Genomic DNA, 21,823 nt, shown 5'->3' with positions numbered 1-21,823 from the left:
CCGTCATTTCAAAACTTACCCTTATGAAATCTCCCATATCACGTGCCGCACTAGGAATTGCCGCCCTCGTCGCAATCGCGATCCTCGCCAACTGGTTGATCTCGCTCACTCCTTTGGGGAACCGCGGTGCTGACTTCACGGAAAACAAAATCCATACACTTTCCGATGGCACCAAATCGATTCTCGGTGAGCTGGATACTCCCGTGGTTATTCGTTACTACGCCAGCCGTAATAGCGATTATATGCCGGAGCAGGTAACGCTTCACATCCGCCGTGTCGATGACTTGCTCAAGGAGTATTCCAACCTTTCCAACGGAAAACTACGTATCGAGAACCTCGATCCCGAGCCTGATACCGATGCCGAAGACTCCGCGAATCTGGATGGCATCTCCGGACAGCAAATCAATGGTGACAATCTTTTTCTCGGGTTGGCTGTCTCCGCATTGGATAAAAAGGTGGTCCTCCCATTTCTGGATCCAAATGAGGAAACGATGCTCGAATACCAGATTTCCAAAGCTATTGCCGAGGTCACAACCCCTGTGAAACCTGTCATCGGAGTCATGTCCGCACTGGATCTCGCAGGGTCTCCGGCCATGATGCCCGGACAGCCACCCCAGCAGTCCTGGGTGATTTACCAGCAACTGCAGCAATCCTTTGATCTCAAAGATCTAGGTATGACGCCTGAAAAAATCGATCCGGACGAAATCAAGGTTCTTTTGCTATTCCACCCTGCGGGTATCAGCAAGGAAACCGAATACCTGGTGGATCAATATCTACTGAATGGTGGAACCGTCGTCGCCTGTCTGGATGCTTACTCTGTGGCAGCGCAGATGGTCGGAGGCGGCAACCCGATGACCGGGCAGCAAGGTGCCCCGGCCACCTCCACTCTCCCCACCCTTCTTCAAGCCTGGGGCATGAAATTCGAGTCCAACGAAGTTCTCGCGGATCCGGTCAATGCGACGATGCTCGGTGGCAACCGCAACGGAATAGCCGTGCTGAGCATTCCTCAACGGGATATGCCCCAGAAAGATAACATCATCACCAATGCTCTTGGCTCGGTAACACTTTATCTTCCCGGCGCATTCAAGAAGGAAGGCAATCCAGGCGTCTCGATCAATACCTTGATGCGCTCCTCGAACCGTGCGGGCTTTGTCGATTCACTCAAGGCCTCACGTTTGGACCCATCGCTCGATACCTCCGTCAGACCCGAGGGAATAGCTTTCGACTTGCTAACCCATCTTTCCGGTAAGTTCAAAACCGCATTCCCCGAAGGGGACCCTCGCGCCAAGGAGGAAGCAGAAGCATCTGATGAAGCCACAACCGCCGGAAACGAAGACTCTGATAAAGAAACGTCCGCTGATAAAAAAACCTCTGACGCTTCGCTCAAAGAAGCAGTGAAAGACGGCAACGTCTTTCTTGTAGCTGACGTGGATGCTTTCTACGATCGCTTTGCCTACACAGTGCAGAACTTCGGAGGAGTTCAAATGGCAACACCCGCCAATGGTAATGCCACCCTTCTTCTCAACCTTCTCGATCAAGCCACCGGTTCCAAGTATCTTATCGGTTCCCGGTCTAGGGCTGCTACACGCCGCCCTTTTACCGTCGTCCAGGAGATGGAAGCGGAATTCAACAAACAGGTCGGCAGCAAGATCCAGGAGTTCCAGGTGAAAATGGATGAAGCCCAGGCAAAACTCCAAGAGCTGCAGGCACAGAAAGCCCAAGGCACGGAGCTCTATCTTTCTCCGGAACAAGAGGCGGAAATCAAAAAATTCCGCGAGCAACAGGTTGAATACTCACGCCTTATCCGGGAGCAGCAGAAGGATCTCCGCCGGCAAAAAGACAAACTTGCCGGCAATATCACTCTGCTAAATGTCGCGGCGATGCCGACCCTCGTAGTCCTCTTCGGACTAGGGCTTTACCTGAAGCGTCGCTCCTCCACACGTGCCAGATAATTTCCGGTATCGATTAATTCTGAACTCCTTTTAGCACTGATAAAACAGCTCATTATTCATCATTTTAGAACATCATGAAATCCCGCACAGTCATTATTCTCTGGCTAATCGCCATACTGCTCGGAGTCTCCGTGCTCTTGCTAAAACATTCGCAAGGAGACGAAAACAATACAGCCACCAAGCGTGCCCCAGGCCAAACCCTTTTCGAGGACTTCCCTGCGGACAAGATAGCAACCATCGAGATCTCCGGAGCAGAACACACCGCTACGCTGACGGAAAAGGACGACAAATGGACCGTCGCCGAGCGGGATGATTATCCTGCGGATACCCGGGCGATCAATGACCTGCTCCGAACTCTATCCGAGTTAAAGGTCACGCAGGGGATCGAAGCGGGGCCATCCTTCGCGCCACGTTTCGGCATGGACGAAAAATCCTCCAAACCGGCGGAGCATGGTCTGCGAGTCAGCTTCAAAGACTCGGCCGGCAAAGAGCTGGCCAAGGCTGCCTTTGGAAAAAATCTCGATGCGGCAGGCAGTAGTGCCTCTGCCTTCGGAGGCGGGGCCACCGGTCGATATGTCAGGAATTATGCCGACGAGTCCGGTTTCTATGCCGTATCCGAGGTATTCGGCACACTCTCGGAAGACCCCAAGAGCTGGTTGTCTGAAGAATTTATCAAGGTTGAGAAGATTCAAAGCATTGCCCTTACCCAGCCCGGCTCGGACGAGCTCGAATGGAAGCTAACCCGCGACAATGAAAATGCGGACTTCGAATTTACCGAAGCCTTCCCCGGGGTAAAAATCGACACCGCCGCAACTGCTCCGCTCAAATCCCTCTTCTCTTTCGCCCGTTTTGAGGACGTGATCTCCAACGCGGATCTGGAGAAACGAGCAAATCCCGAAAAACTACAAAAGGCGACGATCACCACCTTCGAGGGTCTCGTTTACGAGGTTACTCTTCAGCCCGACAAAACCGCCGCAGGACAATCCACACCTACCACGGAGAACTACCTGATGACGGTTTCAGTCACCGCGGAGCTGCCGAAAGAACGGAAAAAAGCGGAGAACGAGAAAAAGGAGGAGGCGGAGGCCGCGGACAAGGCGTTTGCAGATCGGAAAGAGGCTCTCGGCGAGTCGATCGCCAAAACCAAGGCTCTCGAAGGACGGACATTCCTCGTCTCCAAATTCACTGTGGATGCTCTCTTGAAAAACCGGGCCGCCCTCATGGATAAAGGCCCCGGCCCCGGGGAAAGTGACAAAGCTCCCGCCCCAGGGACTTCCGCTACTTCGGATCCGGTGGAAATACCTCCAGCTCCAGCCGCCGAGGATAACTAGCAACAGCTTGCTCTCTCATCCCGCCCCATTGTCCTACCGGCCACAGTGGGGCGATTTGCTTCAAATGCGGGACACTTAAAACTAGCCAACGCTTCCTTGGCAGGTTTCCATCTCTTCCGTGACCAAGCACCGCACAGACGACCTTCGCATTTCCGGCATCAACCCGCTTATTTCCCCTGCGGTCCTCGCCTATTACCTACCGATCAACGAGCAAGCTGCTTCTGTAGTGCACAACGCACGCAACGAAGCTGATGCCATCCTCAATTTGAAGGATGACCGTTTACTCGTTATCGTCGGCCCATGCTCGATTCATGATCCCGAGGCAGCGCTCGAGTATGCTGCCAAGCTCAAAAGTGAAGCGGAGCGCCTCAAGGCAGACCTCAGCATCATCATGCGGGTCTATTTTGAAAAACCACGCACGACCGTAGGCTGGAAAGGATTGATCAACGATCCGATGCTGGATGATTCCTTCGATATCAATCAAGGTCTCCGCGTTGCGAGAAAACTGCTTTTGGAGATTTCCAACATGGGCCTACCATGCGGCACTGAGTTTCTTGATACCATCTCCCCGCAATACATTGCGGATCTTATCTCGTGGGGTGCTATCGGCGCCCGCACGACAGAATCGCAGATTCACCGGGAATTGGCTTCCGGCCTGTCCATGCCTGTCGGTTTCAAAAACGGCACCGGTGGTTCCATACAAATCGCTCTTGATGCCATCAAATCCGCTTCCCGCCCACATCATTTCCTTTCGGTAACCAAGCAGGGTGTGTCCGCCATTGTCTCCACTGCAGGCAATCCTTCGTGCCACCTCATTCTTCGCGGTGGCAAGTCCGGCCCGAATTATTCGGCGGAAAGTATCACCGCAGTGGAATCGATCCTTCGTGAACAGGATCTTCCGCTTTCCCTGATGATCGATTGCTCACATGGTAATTCAAACAAGGACTACCGTAACCAACCATTGGTCGCGAAAGATCTAGCAGAGCAAATCGCAGCTGGCTCAAAGTCCATCACCTCTGTGATGATCGAGTCCAACCTTGTCGAAGGAAACCAAAAACTTGATCCGGATCTTAGCAAGCTGACAAGAGGCCAATCCGTGACCGATGCCTGCATCAACTGGGATGACACTGTGGAAACTCTGGAAGTCCTTGCCGCTGCCGTCCGCGACCGCCGCGCAAAAGCCTGATAACTTCCCGGATGCATTCTTACGAAAAAGGAGAAGGGTTTGATACTCTTCTCCTTTTTTAATGAGCGTTTCTCGGCGAGCCGACAGGAGCTTATCTTGCGCCTTTCGGAGTTTTCAGAAACTCTTCCACCTCCTGCACAGACCGGGTGTTCAGCACGTCCTCACGCCGCAGCCAGCCTTTGCGGGCGACTCTCACCCCCAGACCGAGATGGTGCAATCCTCCCCGTGAATGCGCATCCGGATTGATCGAGCACAAAACTCCTTTATCCCGCGCCCGCTTCCACCAGCGCCAATCCATATCGAGACGCATGGGGCTGCAATTCAGCTCAATGATCGTCCCAGTCGCCGCCGCACAATCAATGATCCGTGCGTGATCCACCACATAGGCGTCCCGTTTCAGCAATAGGCGTCCAGTCACATGCCCGAGCATCGTGACATGCTCGTTCTCCATCGCACGGCAAATCCTCTCCGTCATGGTCGCTTCATCGAGATTGAAAATACTATGAACCGAGGCCACACAGTAATCGAGTTTGGCCAAAATTTCGTCCCCAAAATCCAGGCTGCCGTCTTTGAGTATGTCCACTTCAGATCCCGCAAAAATTCGGAAACCTCCCAGTTTTTCCTCCAGTTCGCGAATCGCCTTCACTTGCTGAAGGAGCCGTTCTTCATCCAGACCATTCGCATAGACGGAGGATTTCGAGTGATCCGAGATTCCCAGATACTGTAGTCCTAGCTCCATCGCCTCCTCGACCATGCCTTCTAGGGTATCACGGCCATCGGAAGCGGTGGTATGATTGTGGAATGTGCCGCGGAGATTCATTAGCTCCACCAATCGTGGCAGCGCATTTTCCATCGCAGCTTCGATTTCACCGCGGTTTTCACGCAGCTCCGGCTCGATGAACTGAAGCCCCAGAGCTGAATAGATATCCTCTTCCTCATTCACTTCCGGTCTGGCCGTGGCTCGATCTGTAGGATTCAACCCGTATTCGTTGAGCGACCATCCTTTTTTCAGGGCCAGGGATCTGATGGCGACATTGTGTTCCTTTGAGCCGGAAAAATACTGGAGGGCAAAGGGAAACTCGGCACTTGTCACCGCTCTGAGATCGCAATGGATACCGTTTTTAAGACGAACCGAAGCTTTGGTATCACCGCATGCGATGACAGCATCAACCTCGGGTAACGTCGTAAAATCTTCGCAAACTCTGGCACCCTGTCTGGTGGCTACGAGAAAATCCAGATCGCCCACCGTCTCTTTTGCGCGCCGGTAGGATCCCGCAACCGAGACTCGTGAAACCTCCGGATGCTGCCTGAGCGTATCCAGAATATTCTCTACCATCGGCTTGATTTCCCCCAAAGTGAATCGATCCGCGAACTTCTCGTTTGCCGCGATCGCTTCAAGGATCTTAACCTGTGTTTTCGCACCGAATCCCGCCAATTTGGCTACCTCATCTGCTTCACAGGCCCTCTTAAGTTTCTCAAGGGAATCCACTCCCAGGGCTTCATATAGAGCTTTGATTTTCTTTGGCCCCAGCCCCTGGACATCGAACAAGTCAAAAATCGTATCGGGAAACTCCGCTATCAGATTCTCATAAAATTCCAGACGACCGGTTTTTGCCAGCTCCCCCAGTTTGTCCCGCAGCGCTTCGCCAATTCCCTTGATCCCTTTCAGTTGGTCCGCTTTTGCGAGCCCTACAATATCCTCCTCCAGAGACATTACCACCTCCGCCCCCTGCCTGTAGGCACGCACTTTGAATGGATTTTCCCCCTTTAGCTCCAGTAACAAAGCTATTTTCTCCAGCACCTCCGCCATTTTTTCCCGATTCATCTTGAGAGAAAATATGTCTATCCCAGCCGCACCACGCAAGAGCTGAGCACGATACCCCAGAGCTCGCGGCCACCCGGAAAATGTCACAATCAAGATCTGGATATATCCTGCAACTGGGGCACATTGGCTGGCCATGGATATCCCATCATTAGACCTCACCACCGAGTTTCCCCGTAGTCCCCGTGACACCTCGATCGCCGGCTATTGCATCGCAGCAAGAGCACTCGATAAATGCCGCGCCGTGCTGAACAATACAGCTGGCGAATATCATTCCGGATGCCCGCTGGATCTTGTGTGGCTGGACTTCGTAGGCATCAAGTTCAAAGCCTTTCGCAAATTTGTTTCCAGCGGTGCGGATGACGCTGCGGTCTCTGAATGGATCAAAGAAAATGCGAAACAAAAATCGCGCAGCGAAGTGATCAAGTGGAACAACAAAATGCGCGATAAACGTATCAGCAAGATGTCTCCCGACTTGCAAGAATTCCTGGAAGATTACATTCCCGCCAATCTCCCTGCGGATAAAATCGTGCGGGTATGGTTCGATGTATACGATATCGAAGAAAAACGTATCTGATTTCCACCGAATATCATAGTTCTCCCGGCTCCCCTTTCGATGGATTTTTTCGGATGGTGGAGCTTTTTTTGCCTACCACAACTACGCCTTGCGGGGTGTGGTTTGGTCAATATAGGCGATGATCGCCGGGATCGCTTGTTCCATGACTTTCGCCACTTCGACATAAGCACTTTTTCCCATCCCAATTGGGTCTGGCACATCCGCGCCAAGCCCTTTTCCGGGTAAATCCACAAACTCACAGGCGAGATAGTATTTGTCGGAAAACTCCGGGAAATGCTCTTCCAGCACCGCAAGATGTCCTTTTGTCATAGTGAAAACATGGGTGGCGTCCTCCAATAACTTGGCCGAAACCGGCTGGCTCTTGAAATTGGCCAATGGTGCTTTCACCGCCTTGCAAATCTCGGCGGTTTCCCGGCTGCAAGGTGAGCCCTTTGATGCGGCCACGCCTGCCGAACCTACCGAATAATCGTTTCTCCCTTCAATGGCTTTGCGAAAAAGTGCCTCGGCCATGGGACTGCGGCAGGTATTGCCAGTGCATACAAAAAGAACCCGTTTACTCGCTGTCATAATCTGCCGATAAGATGGGTCCCCCGGAGCGATGCGTCAAACGAAAGCCTATGGCGATCCACAGACAATTCATCGTTTCAAGATTGGTTCTAGCCTCTAAGAATCTCCAACGATTCCTTCATGTTTTTCATGAACTCCGGATTCTGAAGGAGACCCCTTATCCAAATAATTACCGGAGCAAGCCCGCCCATCATCAGGAAAACGGAAACCAAATACCAGGTTACGGATTTTCCCTTTGGAGCAACGAATTCCACCCACCAGGCCTTTTTATCGACAACCTTGGTGGTGAACATCTGGTTATTTTCCTTCAATCCCGCAAGCATCTCATTGGCAGCCTTCGCACGACCTGTCGTATAAAGATGTTTGTATCTCCTGCCCGGCTTTTCAGGGAGCTCGATATGTCGTATATGCTTGGGCACATTATCCAGCGGGCGCAACGTGAGGATCTGGATTTCGTAAACGAACTTCTCTTTTAGCCAGCGGTCGAATTTTGTGAGTTGCATAGAAGAAATACGATTGAGGCATCGATACTTGCGCCATCCACGGTAGGATCTAGATCCCGCTTTGCATCATCTTCGGCCCCATCAGGAAGATCGGAAGGAAAGTTCCGACGAAAACTGCTGCGATCAAACCAACGGCTATTAGCAAAACCACGAAATTGACTGTGGCTGCAAAGGCCGCCATGTGATTTTCCGCATCTTCCTCATACATCTCGGTAAGCATATCCAACTGCGAGTCAAGGGATGCCGATTTCTCGCCGATAGAAAGCATGTGGGTGACCTGAGAATCCACGGAGGTGTATTTTGCAAAAGCAGTCGAAAGCGGCACACCAGAGTGTTCATATTTATCCGCTGCTTCCCGTAGCTCATTGTAGAAAGGCGTTCCCATCACACTGTTTGCGGAAACCCGGATCGATTTGGCAAGGTTGATCCCGTTCGAGTGCAGCAACCGGATGGTTGAAATAAAAGTCATCTGTCTCAGGGACATGATGAGCAGGCGGAAAAGACGCCATCTGGACATAGCAATACCCAGGATCGTCTCGCGAACTTTGTTCGAGCGGACAATCGCTATCGCAATCCCAATCACGATCAGGAGAAAGATCCACCAGGTATCTTGGGTGAAATGACTGACTTTGAAGGAGATCGCCGTCAGGCCATCTGGCTTTTGTCCGACTCCGGTGAGCATTTCCTCCACTTGGGGAACGATCTTTACCTGTGAAATGACGAAAGCACCGGTAAGCACTCCGATGATGACACCGGGCATGACGGTGGCTTTCTTGATCGCTTTCTGGAAATGCAGCTCGCTGGTAAGTCGGGCCGCAAGAGAACGGAATGCCTCATGCAACTGACCAGCGTCCGAGCCCGCCTGGATCAGGCCGATAATCGTTTCGCTGAAGCGCTTGGTCCGGCGGAATGCCTCGTGAACATTCATACCCGCATTGATATCCTCTCTGACGGCATTCAGGGAATCGACGATGCTCTTATTCTGCAGACCCTGGGTATAATACTTGAGTGCGTCGGCGGTATTGATCTGCGCTCGCAGCATCGATCCGATACCACGGAACATGTCGACTTGTTCCTTCTTGGTAAATTCCTTCGGCTTTCCAGGGCTGTTGAAAAACGTGATCTGCTTTTTTTCAGGCCCTTGTTTTGGCTTGCCCAGCCCGGCCTTCTGAGGTGGGGGGCTCATACGAGACGGAGTCGCCGCCGTTTTCGAGGGAATGGAGGCACTAGTCATCTGTATATGTCATGTCGATAACCTTACTGATCGCAGCAAGGTCGGTTTTTCCTTCTTTCAGTAGACGGAGGCCGCTTCGGCGAAGATTCGGCAAGATCCCTTCCTGCGCGACTTTTACCTCCAGCTCATAGGGAGTGATTTCACCTTTGGACAATGCATCGGAAACTTTGGGGCTAATCGGAATGATTTCCAGAATAGCGGTCCGGCCGGAGTATCCTGTATTGCGGCATTCTCCACACCCGTCATCGTGTGCCTTGAAAATTGAGACATGTGCCCATGAATCATCCAGACTGAAAGTCTTTCTATCCAACTCCGAGATACCATTCGCGGCCTCCTTGCAATAAGGGCAGAGTAACTTCACAAGACGCTGGGCGCACGCGGCTTTGAGGGTTTGAGCGATCTTCCAGCGCTCAATTCCCAGCTGCTCGAAGCGCTCGATAATTTGGGAAGCCCGGGGGGTGTGGATCGTGGTCAAAACCTTATGCCCGGTAACGGCAGCTTCGATCGCGAGCTCCGCCGATTCCAAATCCCGAACCTCACCCATAAGAATGATGTCCGGGTCGGATCGCATGAACGAGGCGATCATCGGCTTGAACTCTTTAGGACTTTTCAGGTCACAGTGGGTGATACCGGGAACTTCGTCCTCCACAGGGTTTTCCAGAGTCAGGATATTCACTTCCGGTCTGTTCAGCTCGCGCAGAATTGCGTTGAGCGTTGTCGATTTACCAGATCCCGTCGGGCCGGACATCACGATGATCCCTGCAGGAATTTTCATCACCTTATTGAGCGCGAACATCGTTTCCTCATCAAAGGCCAAGGTTCCTTTTCCCAAAGTTACGTTGATGTTGCTCTTATCCAGCAAGCGCATCGTCACATGGTAACCGCGGTATGTTCTATGCCGCTCGTAGCGAATATCAATGGGTCGATGGAAATAAGAAATCGTAAAACGGCCGGAAATCCCCGGCACCGTATTGCGGATTTCCGTCGGAAGTTTCATCAAATTGAGCAAAAATGCGTCCAACCGATCTTTTAACTTCATCGGTATCTCCACTTTCCTACCGATATCTCCGTCCACCCGGAAGGCGTAATAGAATGTCTCCTTCTCAACCTTGAAGTGAATATCAGAAGCACGGGTCCGGACCGCATCCGACATGACTGTCGCGATCAGCTGTGCCATTGGCTCGCTATAATCCGTCGTAACATCAAAGTCATGGATACCATCATCCATATCCTCCACATCGATCGCCTCCAGATCGGAACGGCTGGGCCCACTATTGGTCCCCACGGACTCAATGGCCCGGGAAATCTCTGAGGCCAATGTGACGATTTTCACCAACTCCAAGTTCGGAAAACGCGGGGCTAGATACTCTTCCGCAAGGGGGCTCCATGGGTTAGCGGTCGCCACCACCAGTTTGTTATCTCCGGATAGACATAACGGTGCAAAGAAACCACGGGTCATGACTGTCGCATCGCAATAGGTATGCAGAGATGCATCACAAAACTCGGCGACCTTCGGAAAAAACGGCAGTCCATTGATCTTCGCGACAGCGGCCATAAAGCTATAGCGGGTCACACGGTTAGGCACCTGATCTTGGTCCAGATCAGCAAAGCCCGGATCGTGACCGGCAAGCTCGGTCATGATGCGTCGGCTGATTAACTCATTGAATGATATGCCATCAAAATCGATCACGGATATTAAATATAAAAATTACAGTTCGAAATGTTTGCGACAGAGAAACGCCCATGATTCATAATCCATCCGGGCGGTCGTAATGAAGGGGCGGATTCCGAAACGTTTCCCGACTATATAATGGATTTCCTCCCCAAGCATCGCCGCTGCGATCGGATTCACTGATGCCATCCCTATCGCATCTGTATCTTCGGCAAAAATCACCGGCGTCAGAAGGCGTTTTCCCAGCCGATGCATTGACTCGAAAGAATCATAAAATGCCGAAGGCGCGATGAGCTTACTGGCAAATGGAATCGAAGGCGGCACAGGATGCAAAGTCGAAGCAACCGCATCGCTAAAACTATTGATCACTGGCGCAATGTGTTCTTCTTCATGGCCAATCACACGGGCCAAAGTCTCAATTAACTCCATTGGCTTTCCCGCAGACCGGGATTTCCGGACTTGATCCAGAGCTTTGAAAATATCTGGATCTCCGGCCGCACCTGTTGCGCTCAAAGCCTCGGCAGTCCGCACAAGACAAATTTCCACAAGTTCAGCTTCGGATTTCCTTTCGGCGCGAGCGCTGAATTCCGGGGCTGCTTGAAATACAGATGAGTTCATGGAGTTCTGGAATAGTGGAAATTACCGACGCCGTGCACGGCTGAACTTCGGCTTGGTGCGCTCGGCCGCTTCCACAGGCTCTCGGGTTGGAGCAGATTGGAACTCGTCCTCGCGTGGATAATAAGGAGCTTCCGCAGGTTTCATCCCACGAATTGTACGTTTGAGATTTGGCTCGTGGGCAGGCCCGGGATTGTAAGGATCTATATGATCATAATCGCAAGGCAGCACGGTTTTTCCCTTAACCAGATTACTGGTTCTGCTGTTGGCAGAGACATCTGCGGGATCATACGATGTCGGCGTCACAATAAATACGAGTGATGTTTGCTCCTTGCTGGCTTCCTTACTCTTGAAAAAGAAATTCAGCATTGGAATATCCCCCAGCAAAGGAACCTTGGTTTTGTCTTTTGACTGAACTTCCCCGTAAAAGCCTCCAACGACGAGTGAATTTCCATCAGGAATACGCGCCAGTGTTTCAACCATGGATTCTGTCACACGCGGATACCGGTTGCCGACTCCCCCATTCAAGCTGACTCCCACAACTTCCCCTGTGATTTGGGCGGAGCGCGGACGCATTTTCATACGGACTGTGCCATCCGGCAGTAGGGTGGGAGTTACGGCGATCGATATACCAATTTCCCGGTGATTATCAGGATCCTCCGTAATCGCTTTATCCGAGGTGTCGATCTTATATCGAACTTCCTCTGTCACCGTTAATTGTCCGGTAGTGCTCGGCGTTGAGGTGGAAGTGATGATAGGAATACGATCAATAATCGAAATGGTCGCCTGCTCATTATCCTCGGTGATAAGAGTTGGGTTGGAGACTTGGTTGGATATTCCGCCTTCGTCCAATGCACGCAGTAGACCTGTTAGCTGAGCCGGTGCCAGAACTATACTTTCAGTTCCCAAACCACCGAATACATCGCTACCTACTGGAGCTGGAAGGCCGAAAATATCAGCTAGCTGAGTTGTAACGCCGAGACTCACCCCGGCATCACCCAGATTCTGCGACCAATTCACTCCCATTTTTTCACCAGAAGTGGAATTGATGCGAAGGATCTTTGTTTCAACAATTATCTGCCCCTTCGCCTTATCGATACCATGAAGGAGATTTTGGGCAGCTTCAATACGAGTCGCCGTATCTATAATAATCACCGTATTTGTCTTAGGCTCAAAATTTACAATTCCGGTTCCCGGAGTGAGCATCGGCTTAATCAATTCCTTGATTTGCTCGATATCCGAAGGTCTCAGATATTGGAGCTGGTAATGGTATTCCGCGCTTGGAAGCTGGCTTAATTGGGCCTGTGTCAAAGCATAGATCGTATTTCCCTTCGTATGGAGCGACAGGCCATACATGAACGCCAATTCCTCCATTTGGTTGAGCGGATTCCCATCATCCAGATGCCCGGTCACCATATAATCCGGACCGTTGATCTTAAGATTATGGAAATATTGCCGACCGGCGGACTTGGCCAGGAATTGAAAAATATCGTTAAGACCCGCGTCCTTGATGATATAACCTTCCGAAGTTTCCTCCATCTCCCGTTTTTGATCTTCGAGCGGTCCGAAAGGAGCTGATCCTGCTGCATTATCCGGCGGCTCGGGATTCACCGGAGGTAGATCGGCGGGATCCGCGCCAATCTCCGGCAGCTCATTCTCCAAATCAGAACGTTCCGGCAAAGTCGGAACCTCGGAGATATCTGCTGGCGTCGGCTCAGATATTTCTTCTTTCACCACCGAGAGAAGATCTTCCTGTGCGGATGAAACCGCCACTCCCAGCTGGAACAGAAGCAGGGCGAGCAAGTATTTCGGGTTAATTTTCATGGTAAGGGATTTAGCGGGATCGCAAAAAACTGGTTTTAATTTCTAGGATTAAAGGACTGATCGACACCTAGATCGAGTGGCATATTCTCCACAGGTGACACCATTCCCGGCGGTTGCATCTTATCGCCGCCAGCCACCATGCCAGGTGGTAGCATTTCGGTTTCCAAAGCGGCTGTTTCTCCTGTATCGAGATTCCGGAAAACGATCTTCTGGGTGGTCACTTCCATAACCTTCATGCGCATTTCGCTACCTTGGAAACGCAGAGGAAATTCCTCGTCTTCCTTAAATGAGCGGGTGCCAACCAGAAACTTTTTCTCACCCGGCATGATTGTCGTAACCCTGATCATCTTGATGATGTCTGCCAGTGGAGTTGGCGGGAGCGCCGAGGGTCGCCTCTGGGGCAAATTCGCCATTTTGTTAATCTTGGGAGCGGAGTTCGGATCCTGGAACAACCCGAAGGGATCGGTCGCCCTATTTCTCATCGAAAATACTGCTGCGCGGGCGCGGATATACGGATCCACATCTTGTCCGGCAAATCTCGATGGCTGGGTGTCAACAGGTCCCGGCGGCGGCAGATTATTCATTTTGCTAACCGGCGTTCCATCCCCTTCCATCATCTTATCGGTTTTGAAAACATCCGCAGTTTGCGAAAACCCCGCGCTACAAATTACAGCATATAAAACCAGCATCCTCGCGCCGCTTCCGGAGAGGCGTGGACTACTGAAATTTGCCAGTTTATATACAGCTTCCATAATATTTTTAGTTCTCCCAGGCAGTGTATGCGACCTGGAAATTGAGAAGTGAAGGATCATTAGGACCGATCGGGCTCATCGTCAGCTCCTGGAGCTGAAGATTAGGCATACGTGTCTCAAGCTCCAGGAATGCGCGTTGCACGCTTCTATAAGTTCCCCGGAAATTGAATTGCATTCCAGAAGATTTCTGAGCACTTGCCGCACCAAATCCAGTGGCTCTGGGTAAACGCTCAAACGCGGTTTGTTGGAACTCCTTCGGCGGAAGGTCCTCTGCGATTTCCCTTAAATTGGTTGTCACCAGTGAAAATGTCTCCTTTTTGAGGAGCTCCTGCCACTTGTCAGAACTAGCCTTTTGTTTGCTGAGCATCGCCTCGATCGCCAACGCGCCCATCTGGGTCTGTTTGTGCGTTGAGTAGTATTGAATTTTTCTGTCGAAGGAGGCTGTGATTTTCCCCTTTGCGAAAATACATCCGCCAATCAAAACGCCTGTGATTAGGAGTGGAATAATCAAGCCAAAGATGATGATAGATTGCTTATACATACATTTATGGTGCTTTCACTGCAGACACTGCCATAACATCGCCTGACTCAAAGCGTTGCGTGATCGTGAGTGTAAATGAGAATGGATATGTCGATTCATCGCCATCGAAAATGTCTTCTGCAGGCATCTGGTGAAACTGGGGATTCTCTTTTGTTTTCACATTGATGACCAGCGTCCTGGTAACCGGAGTGGGATCGTAGGCAAGATTTCCCGTCACTTTTGCAATCTCTGAGAAATGTGCTGAAATACCCTCCCGTGTATTCAGGCTGTTGAGATAGGCAAGCGCCTCGTCCCTCACCATGCCGGTCACCACCCATTCTTTGACGAACCCGATTTTCTTTTGTCCCGGTGCCGAGTCAGGACGAACCGTGTGGTCGACACCTTTGACCAGCAAACCGGATTTCGCCGGAAAAAGTCTAGCTATTGCCTCCATGGAACTCCAGGCCTTCGAGCGATCCTCCAGCAGATTGTTCCAGTGATCCAAAGTCTGCCGTTGTTTATTGAGGGTCCCCATTCGCATCTGCATGGATCTGGCCTCGTCCGCATTGAACGTCCACTCGGGCCTACGGATCATCGTCGCCACGGAGAAGCCCAGCCAAATTATGCTTAGTAGCGTTAAACAAAATAGTGCCACGCGCCCGTGTTTCAAATATTTGACCAGGCGCATCTCATTCCGGGTCGGAAAAACCTCAGCCGCCTCTCTGAGGGCAGGAAGGAAATCCTGATGAGGCCACCTTTCCACAAGTAACATCTTGAACGTCTGGCTCATCGATTCCGGAACTTCGTCCGGAGGGGATTGCACGGCCAACATTGGCTCAGGCAACCATGAAGGAAGAGGCTCGACTACTGGATAGCTCGTAAGCTTCACCATCGATTCCGGGAACGATTTCTGCAAGTCTTCCACCAGCTTGGGATCAATCTCATCACCCAAAGGAAGAATATGGATATCCGGATCAACAAATTCCAAAGCAGCATTCGTCGCCAAAACCGCATGACGGAAATTGGAAGGACGCCGCAAGCCGCGATGCTGTAGAGCTCTGAGCAACCTGAGATCCCCGTGTTCATTGAAAAATGCCATCGCCGTAAACCACGGATACTGCATGATTGCGACGACGGGTTTTTCGCCTCCAAAATCAATGATCGAAGGCAGTCCCATGATCGCAATCAATGGCGCACTGAGTGCCTGGGTGATGATCGGAAAATTATGATCATTCCCGTAGTTCCGGAGGCCAACTGTAAAAAATTCTAGGCTCCTGGTAAGTGATATTGTAGTGGCAATCACCTCGCTACCTGCCGCTGGGTATGGAAGAACCCGCCAGGAACCCTGGTCGGGCGGAACCGAGGAGTCATCGAGAATTTCTCCCGGATTGTGATAAGCTGTCTCGCGAAGCTCGGACAAGGCAGCAGGATTATCGAGACTCTGCTTGAGTTCGGCAGTCGCAAACTCGTCGGCGATATGTAGGACCACTCCCACCGAGTTCCCCTTCGAGGCCCGCACATACTTTTGAAGCTGTGCGGCGAAAACTGAAATTTGCTCCGGATCAACGAAAAGTTCATCATTGATAGCCGGGCCATCACTCCATTCATTCTTCGAGCGATTGTAAAAGAACGATTCTATCCTTGTCCCGTCTACGCTGATGTGCAGCTGCATATCCAATTCCAATGCGTTCTGATACCAGGCAGCTTGGCTTGCACGACTGCTTTCCCGATGGATCTCGCAGGCTTGGCGGAACCGCTGGAAGACATTCAACGATGTCGGATGTTCGAAAGAGGACAAGAATGTGGGATATTTAAACGTTAAAAGCGGATTGAATAATCCGGATCTCAAATGAAATTTCGATCCGCTCCAAAGGACTGGAGCGGATCGAAGAATGTCTATACGGCAATGACTTTGCCGCTATTGTGATCACCAGTCACCGTAGGTGCCTTCTTTTGGCATGTAGTCGACTCCTACGGTTGGCTCAGATTCTTCGTCTGCAGCGGCACCTTCGACTGCCATATACAGCGAACCAATATCTGGAATAGTGGTCGGCTCTGCAATCTTGTAGCTAAAGTTGCTTCCTGCTGGATGTGCACCCGCAGTAGGATCTTTTTCAATGAATTTTCCCGCACCAAAAATTTCGGTTCTGAGATCAGCGTCAGTATCACCAGCGTTCTTGCCGTTCATATTGGAATAAGAACGAACTGCTTGCTGAACGTTGCGGATTTGCAGGATGGATGCTGCACGGTCGGAACCTTTTTTCCACGCACGTGCGCCGATGAAAAGGATGGAGATGAGGGAAAGCAAGACGAGGATAACAACGGTAAGCTCAAGGAGAGTCATACCGGACTTGGTCGCTTTCACGTTTTGGGTGTTAGTCAGTTTCATGTGTATATTTTGTTTTGTTTTGTTTTGTTTTTTTCAAGGAGGAGCCGGAGAGGCGGTTTCCAGGAAAGTGTATAAATTTTCAGATAGTATCGTCGTTCGTTCGGTCCATTTTTGCCGATTCAACAGTTTCGTGTGAGATCAGTCCGTTTCTCAACAGGCGTTGGAGATTCGCATCCCACTGTATGTTGCCGGCCCGGCGTATCACATCCTCCAGCGATCTCGCGCCGCCATCGTAGTTGGTGATGGCGGAAGCGACCGCATCATCGTTGTTCTGTAGGAACTCGTAGGTCAGCACTCTTCGCTCTATCCCATTGAGGAGACCTTGCGAGTGCACGAAAATCAGAATCTCGGAGAGCCGGGAAAGCACTGAAGGATGATTCTCCCGAGGATAAAGCTCCAGAATACGGCCAATAGTTTTTACAGCTCCCGTAGTATGTAAGGTGGACAGCACGAGGTGACCGGTTTGCGCAGCTTCCATACAGGTCTCCATCGCTTCGCGATCGCGAATCTCACCCAGAAGGATGATGTGGGGAGCCTTACGAAGCACATCCTTCAACCCCTGCTTATAGTTTTTAACATCCCGGCCGACTTCTTGTTGGGTTACAATGGACGGCGAAGGAATACGGTGCCCCGGGTAGATGGGGTCATCCATATCGTCTGGATACTGATACTCGATGGGATCCTCGACAGTGACGATATGCTTCGGATGGTTCTGGCGAACCCAATCAATCAAGGAAGCAAGTGTTGTTGACTTTCCGGAGCCTGTTGGCCCCGTCACAAGACAAAGCCCCGCTCTTTTCAACACACTGTGCTTTAATGTATCTACCGTGTCCGGATCAATACCAAGGGTATCAATTCCGGGGATGAAATCATTCAATATCCGGCATGTGATGCCTAGTCCCGAGGAAGAAAGATGAGCCTGGATCCGCAGCCTTCCGGAACGTTCTCCATTTTCACCCATCGGGATTCCATCGCAGGAAAAATCAGACACCATTTTTTCGGCGAACTCTTCGATCGCCTGGCTGATTTTATCCTCCACACGCATCTCGACAGAACTGGCGTTACCAAACCCATGCGATGCTGACTCGCGGTTGCGAATGAGCTCTTTGAGAATTTCATCCATGTTCGCGGCAGTGAGAACGCCAAGGAAATCCAACTTCTCCATACCTTTGTTGGTATGGATATATACCGGACGTCCGGACCGCATCTGAATATCAGAAACCCGAAGTTCACGACATACCCGGAAAATTATACCAAGCAAATCACGCCCCGACATTCCCGGAATAAACCGCAGCGTAGCTGCAGCCGAGACCGGTCTCGGTGGAAGTGGTGGTGCTTGGGTGGTTTGCATAAAAAAGTAGTCAGGAAATTTAATTGGCAGTGGAGTCGGTGACGATCGATGTGCCTAAACTGAAGTTACGATCCAATGGAAGTCCCTCGAGACGGCTTATGGATGCCTCGTGGGCTTTTCGGATTTTCAAAACAAAGTTAAACCGCTCAAGTGCCTCAGTGACACGCATCTCAGAAAGGTTTTCCCATTTGTGATTCACAGACCAGTCTTCGGAGAGTTCCGCATAGAGGGCGAGTGACTGATCCATGACTTTTAACACGTTCCGCATTTGAGCGGTGGTATAGCGGGGATTCTGGTCATGGATGAGCCGATCATTCAGCATGAGCTCGACCACGTTTCCGGCAGCGGCGGCGGCAGTCAAAGCCTGGCGGGGATCATTGCGCTGATTCAGGCAATACGTGATCGTGTGATTTGCTAGCTTGGCAGCGCCGGCTGTTAGTTCCGGTCGCGTTCCCAGCTGGGGCTCGGTCAGGAAAAAATGGTAAGCGTTGTAGTTCCCGTAATGTCCGGGATCCAAATTGTATGCAAAGCGAAGTTTATCCTCGATACCTCTTCGGATGAAAAACTTGTGTGCGCTGGACGCAGACTTCGGATTGGTTCTTTCCTCGAGCCCCTGGGCAAGTCCTTCAATAAAATTTCTGAGTTTGTCATCCAGCGCTAACGATTCGTTGGAAGCCTTGCTCTTGGTATCCTTAACCGGATGATGTTCGCAATGCTCCGGATCTTCACAGACATGGCCGACATCCGCTGTAGCATGCCAGTAATTATCGATCGGCCCCTGCATCGCCATAGCAAACACCTCTCCATAGGGACTGTGGTTAATCCCTAAAACATTCAAAGGGACATCAATATCCCGGTTCTTCAGAAGCGGTCCGGAAGCAAACACAAATCCAGCCGCACCGCACCCAATGAGAGCGATGGAGATGATATTTGAGATAGATTTCATGACGACGGAGTTGAAGAAATATTTACATTAATCAGGCATTGGCACTTGTGCGGAAGCAGAGCCTTGAAATACCGACATTGACTGCGAGAATGGCTGAGAAATAGAGCACCATATTGGCGAAGACCTCGCTTGAGAGTGCGCCAGTTTTGAAATAGAGGCGCTGCGTCAAATCTGCGAAGCGATACTGGGGAGAGTAGAGCCAGAGAGCCTGGAGAGCGGCGTTTGCCTCCAGCTTGAGCATGTTATCCAAATAGCCCACCCCGTATAACCCGTAGAGAGCGATGAAGAGCGTAATGCCAAACCCAGAGATTCCGCCAAACCGTGAGGCAAGGGCACAGGCAAGTGCGAGGAGTGGAGCCACCACCAGTAGGAACAGCGCCAGATATTGCAGGTTCAACGTCCACCACATTCCTTTTTCGCCAGAGTCCGCCGGCATCGCCGCAAACAAGCAGATCCCCGTTGTGATCAGTGCCAACGGCAGAATGAAAGCGAAGAGCGCGAGCCAAATTTCGAACAACTGCCGGGTTCCCGAAACACCGGTCGTGCGGAAATACTCTCCGGTCCCGGATCTTGTATTCGATTCGCCAAGACGAGCAGCGGAGAAAAATCCCCATAGCATTGAGCAGACTAATAACGTTCCCCATGCGGCCTGAATGCGGGCAGGTTGCACAAGAATCGGCTTTTCTGAAGCGCTGGAAATCATTGGCAACACGAACGGAAGAGCAACCACTGCAAAAAGACAGATCGCCCACGCTTTCTTGCGAAAGATGGTTGTAAAAGTCAGTTTGAAAAGTCTCATGATTGTTGTTGTCGGAAAATTATACTTAATTGAGGAGGGCTTTGAGTCCGGACCAATTCTGATCCGCTCCACTGTGATGACTGATGTTTGCTCCTTCGATGAGGAGAACACTCGGCATGACCATCGCATCGTAATCTGGATGACATGAAACAAGCCGCAGGACGTTCTTATCAGATGAGTTCCACATCTCTTCAAATGCCTCCCGGGCAAAGGCATCGAGGCCACTAAAAGGTTCATCAAGAAGCAGGATATTACCGCAGTCCGGCTTGACCGAATACTCGGCCATGATCAACGCGGTCTTACGGCGGTTACCGGTGGAAAGACGTCCATAGATTTTGTTCACATCCAGTTCAATCCGATCTGCCAGTGCGAAGGCAGCCTCTTGCCTGGATTTTGGTAAAAGAGCTTTCAAAATACCTTTTGGCGTTACCTCGGGATCAAAGCGCATATCCTCAGGCAAATACTGCATGTAACCGTCTACGCAGTAATCTCCGGTCAGCGCCTTCAGGCTCCCGGCTATAGTCCTGAGCAGCGTCGATTTCCCTCTTCCATTCCGGGCCAGCAGAAAATGCGTCCCACCGCCAAGCTCCACGGACTTTTCAAAAGTCGCAAGTGGCGCGGTGTAACCAATTGCCAGACCGGAGTCGAGGCGTATGGATGGTGTGGGGGATTTCATAGAGTCGTTATTCCTTTACGATTCGTTGCGGTTCTAATGTTTTTTACGATTTAATCAAGATAAATTAACTATCTTGAAAGGTTTGATGTTTTTAATGGTAGATTTTACGGACAATTGCGCAATATTTTTTTAAATATCGTAGATTCTGAGCGATCAATGATTCCTGAATATTTTAAAATTTATCGTGCTCATATCGGGACGGTTTGCTATCGGACAGATTGATGGAAACTCAGATTGATGAATTCTTGCGGTTTCTCGCCGTCGAGCGAGGACTGTCAAAAACATACCAGCTCTCGGTAGGCCAGACACTTACGGGTTTACGTAAGTGGGCCGAAAAAAGTAAAATTACGTTTGTAGAAGCAGGAACGGAAGATCTGGCAATATTTTTAAAGGATGAGAAAGCCCGCGGAATCAGCGCATCCTCCAGACGGGTGGCGACAGTTCATCTTAAAATTTTTTATCGCTGGTTACACCTGCACGATAAAATCCCGATGGATCCCGCAGAGCCTCTGAATGCCACTAATTCCAATAGAAAACTTCCCGAGACTCTGTCCCCGACTCTGATCATGGCATGGCTGGAAAACCTACCCACTGAGAAACTGTTGGATAAGAGAGACAAAGCTATATTGGAGTTATTCTATTCGTCCGGTTTACGCCTTGCGGAGCTATGCGATTCCCTTCTCCCATGGCTGGATCTGGAGGAGGGTTTTCTGCGAGTCACAGGGAAATGCAATAAAACCAGGGTGGTTCGTATCGGTAATGCAGCACTGCAAGCCCTCGAAAATTATCTGGAGAATGAGCGTGCGCTTTTGACCAAGAAGCACAGCTCCTCCCATATTTTTCTAAGTGTGCGAGGCGGCCCACTGACTCCTGAAAGAATTCGTCAAATCGTCAAGAAGCGGGCAATTCAAGCAGGAATAGACACGACAGTTTATCCCCATCTACTACGACATTCGTTTGCGACACACCTGCTTGAGGGAGGCGCTGATCTACGAGTAATCCAGGAGTTACTGGGGCATGCCGATATCTCCACCACCCAGATCTACACCCATGTCAGCACCCGGGGGCTAAAGGATATGCATCGGAGATTGCATCCCCGCGGCTAAG

The 21,823-nt window shown here is 50.9% G+C and carries 20 protein-coding genes; 5 read left to right on the top strand and 15 right to left on the bottom strand.

The genetic code is table 11. The features are described 5' to 3' along the window. Positions 1 to 23 precede the first annotated feature (23 nt). The 3 genes from ACFSSA_RS13970 to ACFSSA_RS13960 all read left to right on the top strand — a co-directional run bounded on the left by ACFSSA_RS13970 (position 24) and on the right by ACFSSA_RS13960 (position 4,469). A complete protein-coding gene (locus tag ACFSSA_RS13970; protein ID WP_386821155.1) occupies positions 24 to 1,952 on the top strand; it encodes a Gldg family protein in 1,929 nt (642 codons plus the stop codon). A gap of 74 nt (positions 1,953 to 2,026) precedes the next feature. Next, on the top strand, positions 2,027 to 3,283 hold the full coding sequence (locus ACFSSA_RS13965; protein ID WP_386821154.1) for a DUF4340 domain-containing protein: 1,257 nt from the start codon (positions 2,027 to 2,029) through the stop codon (positions 3,281 to 3,283). Between the two features lie 118 nt (positions 3,284 to 3,401). Further along, the gene (locus tag ACFSSA_RS13960; RefSeq protein ID WP_386821153.1) at positions 3,402 to 4,469 is read left to right on the top strand and encodes a 3-deoxy-7-phosphoheptulonate synthase; all 1,068 of its coding nucleotides are present in this window, start codon (positions 3,402 to 3,404) and stop codon (positions 4,467 to 4,469) included. 91 nt (positions 4,470 to 4,560) lie between these two features. Here the strand turns inward: ACFSSA_RS13960 and polX are convergent, their stop codons facing one another. Beyond that, complete coding sequence (polX, locus tag ACFSSA_RS13955; protein ID WP_386821152.1) at positions 4,561 to 6,294, bottom strand: DNA polymerase/3'-5' exonuclease PolX; 1,734 nt, start codon at positions 6,292 to 6,294, stop codon at positions 4,561 to 4,563. Positions 6,295 to 6,427: 133 nt separating this feature from the next. Between polX and ACFSSA_RS13950 the strand changes: the two genes are divergently transcribed. After that, entirely contained in the window at positions 6,428 to 6,868 is a 441-nt protein-coding gene (locus ACFSSA_RS13950) for a DUF5069 domain-containing protein (RefSeq protein WP_386821151.1), read from the top strand. Positions 6,869 to 6,949: 81 nt separating this feature from the next. Here the strand turns inward: ACFSSA_RS13950 and ACFSSA_RS13945 are convergent, their stop codons facing one another. The 14 genes from ACFSSA_RS13945 to ACFSSA_RS13880 form a co-directional block, all read right to left on the bottom strand. Next, positions 6,950 to 7,435, bottom strand: a complete 486-nt coding sequence (locus tag ACFSSA_RS13945) for a low molecular weight protein arginine phosphatase (protein ID WP_386821150.1) — start codon at positions 7,433 to 7,435, stop codon at positions 6,950 to 6,952. A gap of 89 nt (positions 7,436 to 7,524) precedes the next feature. Next, entirely contained in the window at positions 7,525 to 7,938 is a 414-nt protein-coding gene (locus tag ACFSSA_RS13940) for a hypothetical protein (protein WP_386821149.1), read from the bottom strand. A gap of 49 nt (positions 7,939 to 7,987) precedes the next feature. Further along, positions 7,988 to 9,124, bottom strand: coding sequence for a type II secretion system F family protein (locus ACFSSA_RS13935; protein WP_386821148.1), 1,137 nt, complete (start codon positions 9,122 to 9,124; stop codon positions 7,988 to 7,990). Positions 9,125 to 9,164: 40 nt separating this feature from the next. Further along, complete coding sequence (locus ACFSSA_RS13930) at positions 9,165 to 10,862, bottom strand: GspE/PulE family protein (RefSeq protein WP_386821147.1); 1,698 nt, start codon at positions 10,860 to 10,862, stop codon at positions 9,165 to 9,167. Positions 10,863 to 10,880: 18 nt separating this feature from the next. Then, positions 10,881 to 11,462, bottom strand: a complete 582-nt coding sequence (locus ACFSSA_RS13925) for a hypothetical protein (protein WP_386821146.1) — start codon at positions 11,460 to 11,462, stop codon at positions 10,881 to 10,883. Between the two features lie 21 nt (positions 11,463 to 11,483). Continuing rightward, positions 11,484 to 13,283, bottom strand: coding sequence for a type II secretion system protein GspD (locus ACFSSA_RS13920; protein ID WP_386821145.1), 1,800 nt, complete (start codon positions 13,281 to 13,283; stop codon positions 11,484 to 11,486). 35 nt (positions 13,284 to 13,318) lie between these two features. Continuing rightward, entirely contained in the window at positions 13,319 to 14,035 is a 717-nt protein-coding gene (locus ACFSSA_RS13915) for a hypothetical protein (protein WP_386821144.1), read from the bottom strand. 7 nt (positions 14,036 to 14,042) lie between these two features. Further along, a complete protein-coding gene (locus ACFSSA_RS13910) occupies positions 14,043 to 14,576 on the bottom strand; it encodes a hypothetical protein (RefSeq protein WP_386821143.1) in 534 nt (177 codons plus the stop codon). Positions 14,577 to 14,580: 4 nt separating this feature from the next. Further along, on the bottom strand, positions 14,581 to 16,353 hold the full coding sequence (locus ACFSSA_RS13905; RefSeq protein WP_386821142.1) for a hypothetical protein: 1,773 nt from the start codon (positions 16,351 to 16,353) through the stop codon (positions 14,581 to 14,583). 129 nt (positions 16,354 to 16,482) lie between these two features. Then, positions 16,483 to 16,944, bottom strand: coding sequence for a hypothetical protein (locus ACFSSA_RS13900; protein ID WP_386821141.1), 462 nt, complete (start codon positions 16,942 to 16,944; stop codon positions 16,483 to 16,485). A 79-nt stretch (positions 16,945 to 17,023) separates the two neighbouring features. Beyond that, positions 17,024 to 18,295: a type IV pilus twitching motility protein PilT gene (locus tag ACFSSA_RS13895; protein WP_386821140.1), complete on the bottom strand. Its 1,272-nt coding sequence runs from the start codon at positions 18,293 to 18,295 to the stop codon at positions 17,024 to 17,026. Positions 18,296 to 18,314: 19 nt separating this feature from the next. Then, positions 18,315 to 19,241, bottom strand: a complete 927-nt coding sequence (locus ACFSSA_RS13890) for a hypothetical protein (RefSeq protein ID WP_386821139.1) — start codon at positions 19,239 to 19,241, stop codon at positions 18,315 to 18,317. A 31-nt stretch (positions 19,242 to 19,272) separates the two neighbouring features. Continuing rightward, positions 19,273 to 20,040 (bottom strand): hypothetical protein, encoded by a 768-nt coding sequence (locus tag ACFSSA_RS13885; protein ID WP_386821138.1) that lies wholly within the window; start codon positions 20,038 to 20,040, stop codon positions 19,273 to 19,275. A 25-nt stretch (positions 20,041 to 20,065) separates the two neighbouring features. After that, the gene (locus ACFSSA_RS13880; protein ID WP_386821137.1) at positions 20,066 to 20,716 is read right to left on the bottom strand and encodes an ATP-binding cassette domain-containing protein; all 651 of its coding nucleotides are present in this window, start codon (positions 20,714 to 20,716) and stop codon (positions 20,066 to 20,068) included. A 221-nt stretch (positions 20,717 to 20,937) separates the two neighbouring features. Between ACFSSA_RS13880 and ACFSSA_RS13875 the strand changes: the two genes are divergently transcribed. Further along, entirely contained in the window at positions 20,938 to 21,822 is an 885-nt protein-coding gene (locus ACFSSA_RS13875; RefSeq protein ID WP_386821136.1) for a tyrosine recombinase, read from the top strand. Position 21,823: the final 1 nt, after the last annotated feature.

The sequence above is a fragment of the Luteolibacter algae genome (assembly GCF_042683045.1).
Lineage (GTDB): Bacteria > Verrucomicrobiota > Verrucomicrobiia > Verrucomicrobiales > Akkermansiaceae > Luteolibacter > Luteolibacter algae.
The sequence above is the reverse complement of the archived record's forward strand: the minus strand, read 5'-3'. Positions and strand labels throughout refer to the sequence as shown.

Bases quoted from the DNA above. Each gene is read 5' to 3' on its own strand.
- ACFSSA_RS13970 (WP_386821155.1), top strand. From the start codon at position 24: ATGAAATCTCCCATATCACGTGCCGCACTAGGAATTGCCGCCCTCGTC.
- ACFSSA_RS13965 (WP_386821154.1), top strand. From the start codon at position 2,027: ATGAAATCCCGCACAGTCATTATTCTCTGGCTAATCGCCATACTGCTC.
- polX (WP_386821152.1), bottom strand. From the start codon at position 6,294: ATGAATCGGGAAAAAATGGCGGAGGTGCTGGAGAAAATAGCTTTGTTA.
- ACFSSA_RS13950 (WP_386821151.1), top strand. From the start codon at position 6,428: ATGGATATCCCATCATTAGACCTCACCACCGAGTTTCCCCGTAGTCCC.
- ACFSSA_RS13945 (WP_386821150.1), bottom strand. From the start codon at position 7,435: ATGACAGCGAGTAAACGGGTTCTTTTTGTATGCACTGGCAATACCTGC.
- ACFSSA_RS13940 (WP_386821149.1), bottom strand. From the start codon at position 7,938: ATGCAACTCACAAAATTCGACCGCTGGCTAAAAGAGAAGTTCGTTTAC.
- ACFSSA_RS13935 (WP_386821148.1), bottom strand. From the start codon at position 9,124: ATGAGCCCCCCACCTCAGAAGGCCGGGCTGGGCAAGCCAAAACAAGGG.
- ACFSSA_RS13925 (WP_386821146.1), bottom strand. From the start codon at position 11,462: ATGAACTCATCTGTATTTCAAGCAGCCCCGGAATTCAGCGCTCGCGCC.
- ACFSSA_RS13920 (WP_386821145.1), bottom strand. From the start codon at position 13,283: ATGAAAATTAACCCGAAATACTTGCTCGCCCTGCTTCTGTTCCAGCTG.
- ACFSSA_RS13915 (WP_386821144.1), bottom strand. From the start codon at position 14,035: ATGGAAGCTGTATATAAACTGGCAAATTTCAGTAGTCCACGCCTCTCC.
- ACFSSA_RS13910 (WP_386821143.1), bottom strand. From the start codon at position 14,576: ATGTATAAGCAATCTATCATCATCTTTGGCTTGATTATTCCACTCCTA.
- ACFSSA_RS13900 (WP_386821141.1), bottom strand. From the start codon at position 16,944: ATGAAACTGACTAACACCCAAAACGTGAAAGCGACCAAGTCCGGTATG.
- ACFSSA_RS13895 (WP_386821140.1), bottom strand. From the start codon at position 18,295: ATGCAAACCACCCAAGCACCACCACTTCCACCGAGACCGGTCTCGGCT.
- ACFSSA_RS13890 (WP_386821139.1), bottom strand. From the start codon at position 19,241: ATGAAATCTATCTCAAATATCATCTCCATCGCTCTCATTGGGTGCGGT.
- ACFSSA_RS13885 (WP_386821138.1), bottom strand. From the start codon at position 20,040: ATGAGACTTTTCAAACTGACTTTTACAACCATCTTTCGCAAGAAAGCG.
- ACFSSA_RS13880 (WP_386821137.1), bottom strand. From the start codon at position 20,716: ATGAAATCCCCCACACCATCCATACGCCTCGACTCCGGTCTGGCAATT.
- ACFSSA_RS13875 (WP_386821136.1), top strand. From the start codon at position 20,938: ATGGAAACTCAGATTGATGAATTCTTGCGGTTTCTCGCCGTCGAGCGA.